Source organism: Devosia insulae DS-56, from assembly GCF_000970465.2.
Classification (GTDB): Bacteria; Pseudomonadota; Alphaproteobacteria; order Rhizobiales; family Devosiaceae; genus Devosia_A; species Devosia_A insulae.
The window spans coordinates 1-3266 of sequence record NZ_LAJE02000299.1; the positions used below are offsets into that span (position 1 = coordinate 1).

3 protein-coding genes and 1 pseudogene are annotated in these 3266 nt (G+C 67.0%); 1 reads left to right on the forward strand and 3 read right to left on the reverse strand.

Going from position 1 to position 3266, the window contains the following annotated elements:
- From VW23_RS21100 to VW23_RS21110, 3 genes and pseudogenes are all read right to left on the reverse strand, one after another.
- A pseudogene (locus VW23_RS21100) lies at positions 1 to 256 on the reverse strand (ABC transporter permease); the annotation flags it as partial.
- On the reverse strand, positions 253 to 1317 hold the full coding sequence (locus tag VW23_RS21105; protein WP_244513688.1) for an ABC transporter permease: 1065 nt from the start codon (positions 1315 to 1317) through the stop codon (positions 253 to 255). The pseudogene VW23_RS21100 and the gene VW23_RS21105, both read right to left, overlap by 4 nt.
- Positions 1318 to 1491: 174 nt before the next feature.
- Positions 1492 to 2526 (reverse strand): sugar ABC transporter substrate-binding protein, encoded by a 1035-nt coding sequence (locus tag VW23_RS21110; RefSeq protein ID WP_069911482.1) that lies wholly within the window; start codon positions 2524 to 2526, stop codon positions 1492 to 1494.
- Between the two features lie 165 nt (positions 2527 to 2691).
- On the opposite strand from VW23_RS21110, the gene VW23_RS21115 reads away from it, so the two are divergent.
- On the forward strand, positions 2692 to 3266 hold a 575-nt coding region (locus VW23_RS21115), incomplete at its 3' end, for an alpha/beta hydrolase fold domain-containing protein (RefSeq protein WP_201788079.1).

The following is a 3266-nucleotide window of genomic DNA, read 5'->3' on the forward strand; positions in this document are numbered from 1 at the left end:
CGCCCAGTGCATCCATCAGCCCGCCGGTGACCACAGCCACCAGCCCGCCCAGCGCCCCGACCGACAGGTTCATCTGCCCGACGCCCAGCATCACCATCTGCGAATAGGCGACGAGCAGCGACACGCAGATCGAGCGCAGCAGCACGAACAGATTGAACTCGGAAAGGAAGGCCGGCGCGCTCAGCGCCAGCGCGATGCCGCCGGCAATGATGCCGACGAGGATACCCGACCATTGCAGGCGGAAGAACGATCTCATAGCGCTCGCCTCGCCTGTTCGCGCGCCACATAGGCGGCGCGCCCACGCTCGATCAGGATCGCCGCGAGGAGGAACGCCCCGAGGAACAGCGGCAGCCAGAAATCGCCGATCTCCAGCACCAGCAGTCCCGAGCGGATGGTCGACACCAGCAGCGCCCCGAGGATGGTGCCCACCACCGAGACGATGCCGCCCGATAGCGCCGTGCCGCCGATCACCGGGGCGAGGAAGCTCGGCAGCAGCCAGTCATCACCCGCCACCGCCGGCATCGCTGCCGCCAGCCGCGAGGTCAGCATCAGCGCCGCCGCTGCGGCCAGCGCCCCGGACAGCGCATGGACGAAGACGATGGTCCGGTCGACCGGAATGCCGCTCATCTCGGCGGCCCGCGCATTGGCGCCGACCGCCAGGATCTGCCGGCCCAATGTCGAGTGCTTGAACAGCAGGTAGAGCCCTAGCCCGATCACCAGCGCCACCGCGGCGAGGCTGGGGATCGCCGGAATGCTGCCGATCGCCGGGCCGACGGCGCTCTTGCCGAAGGCGCCGAACTCCGGCGGCAAGCCGTTGAGCGGCACCGCCTTGGTGAGGATCAGCATGCCGCCGGAGAACAGACTCGCGCTCGCCAGCGTCACCACGAAACTGTTGACCCCGGTCTTGACGATGGCAAAGCCGTTGAGCCAGCCGAGCAAAGCCCCGAGCGCCAGCGTACCGGCAATCGCCACCGGGATCGGCAGCCCCAGCACCTGCATCAGGTAGCCCGAGAACATCACCGCGCAGACCCCGATCGCCCCGACCGAGAGGTTCATCCCGCCGGTCGCCAGCACCACCATCTGCGCAAAGCCGACAACGATATCGACCGCCACCGAACGCAGCAGCGAGTTGAGGTTGAATTTTGACAGGAACCCCGGCGCCAGATTGGCGAACACCACCCACAGCACCACGAGGATCAGGAACAACCCGACCTGCGTCGAGCCGCGGAGCAGGAACGATGAGAGCGTTCGGCGGGGGGCCGGATCCATGGCCGAGGCTGAACTCGGACGAGGCTCGGCGTCAAGCGCAGAGGTCATTGCGGGGTCTCGGGTGGTAAGCGGATGGAGACGGCCCCCTCCCATCCTCCCCCATGAAGGGGGAGGTGCCGCATCGAGCGCCTGGCACGATCTCGCCCAAGCACCAGCCATTCTTCACCTTCCCCCTTCATGGGGGAGGCCGGGAGGGGGTCGTCTGCCTCAGTCAGGTTCCGATCACGGGCAGCTGAGGAACTTGTCCTTGAAGCTCGCCTGCAGCTCGCCGGTCAGCTTCTTGAGGTCGTCCTTGTAGCTCTCGATGTTGGCCGAGCTGATCAGCAGCGTGCCGGAGTCGATGAATTTGGCCGTCTGCGGCGTGGTGATGAACGGCGCGTCCGCCTTCACCGTGCAGCCTTCGGCCAACAGGTCCACCGCATAGGCGCCGATATAGCCCTGGCCATAGGGGTTCTGCGCCATGGTGCCGGCAACGAAGCCGTCCTTGATGCCATCGAGCACGATCTTGTCGTCGTCGATGCCGATCAGCTTGATCTTCTTGTCGCCGAGGTTTTTGAGCGCCGTGGCGGCCACGACCGAGGAAATGTAGCCGGTGGCAATCATGCCGCCGATCTGGTCCTTTTGCGCCGCGAGCAGCGCGTTGATCTTCTGGTCGCCCTGCTCCTGGTTGTCGGTGTCGCCCAGCGTCTGCAGCAGGGTCACCGCACCATTGGTCTCGGCCACCGCTTTTTCCACCGCCTGGACGCGCAGCGTGGTGTTGGGGTCGACCAGCAGCCCGGCGAGGTGCACCACCGCGCCCGTGCCGCCCATCGCCTCGATCAGCGCCTTGGTGCCGAGATAGGCCGAGGCATAGACGTCGGTCGCCATGCAGAACGCCGTATCGGTCGGGTCCTGCGCACAGCCGCCCAGCGCCACGGCCGGAATGTCATTGGCCTTCAGTTCAGCGACGGTCGAGTTGACGCCCACCGCATCGCCGGGGAAGTAGCCGAACCCTGCATAGCCCTGCGCCGCGAGGCTCTCGAACAGTTCGGTCTGCAGCTCCAGCTTCCATTCGGCCGGCACTTTGTATTCGACCGAGGCGATGCCGAAATCCTTCTGCGCATCTGCCGCCGCCTGCTCCCAGGGCGCGAAATACGGGTGCGGACCACCCGGCACCAGGGCAATCTTGTTGTCCGACGCCATGGCGGCGAGCGGCGACAGCGCCACGCCCAAGGCGAGACCCACGGCGAGCGCGCCGCGCATACGGGTAACCTGCATGATCTTCTCCCTTTGTCGGTGGATGCCTCCCGATCCTCCCCGGGCAACATACACGCTGGCCAAGGCGTAACACTAACGCATATCGCATGCAATATTCTTTTCGTTGACTTTCGTCGCACCTCTGCTGTTATGACGCCGCCTTCGCAGCAGCTCAGGGAGGGGCGCGTGGACGATCTTGACGACAGGCGCCCCGAGCGGTCGCGCCTGCGACCCGAGCTGCGGCAGATGCTCGAGGCCGCCGAGCGTGCCGGCACGCTGAGCAACGACCAGCTTGGCGTCACGAGAGCCCGCGCCGCGTCCGAGCTTAGCCTCGCCGGCCACTGGGACTTGAAGGACGACCTCGCCCCGCCGCTCACCTTCACCCTCGGCGATCCCGCCATCCGCTGCCGCTTCTATCGCGGCGGCTGCGAGCCGGGCACCATCCTGTTTCTCCACGGCGGCGGCTGGGTCGTCGGCAGCCTCGATACCCATGACGGCGCCGCCCGCGCCCTCGCGAGGGCCGCCGGCTGCGCCTTGCTCTCGGTCGAATATCGCAAGGCACCGGAGCAGCCGTTTCCGGCCGGTCTCGACGATGCCGAGACGGCGCTCCGCTGGGTGATCGCCGAAGGCGCCGGCCTCGGCCTCACCAGCGAGCGCATCATCCTCGCCGGCGACAGCGCTGGCGCCAACATCGCCGCTGCCCTGGGGTTGCGCGCCCGCGACCGCGACATCACCCTGGGTCTGGCTCTTATACCCATCTG

Coding starts and splice junctions, on each gene's coding strand:
- VW23_RS21105 (WP_244513688.1), bottom strand. CDS start 1,317: ATGACCTCTGCGCTTGACGCCGAGCCTCGTCCGAGTTCAGCCTCGGCC.
- VW23_RS21110 (WP_069911482.1), bottom strand. CDS start 2,526: ATGCAGGTTACCCGTATGCGCGGCGCGCTCGCCGTGGGTCTCGCCTTG.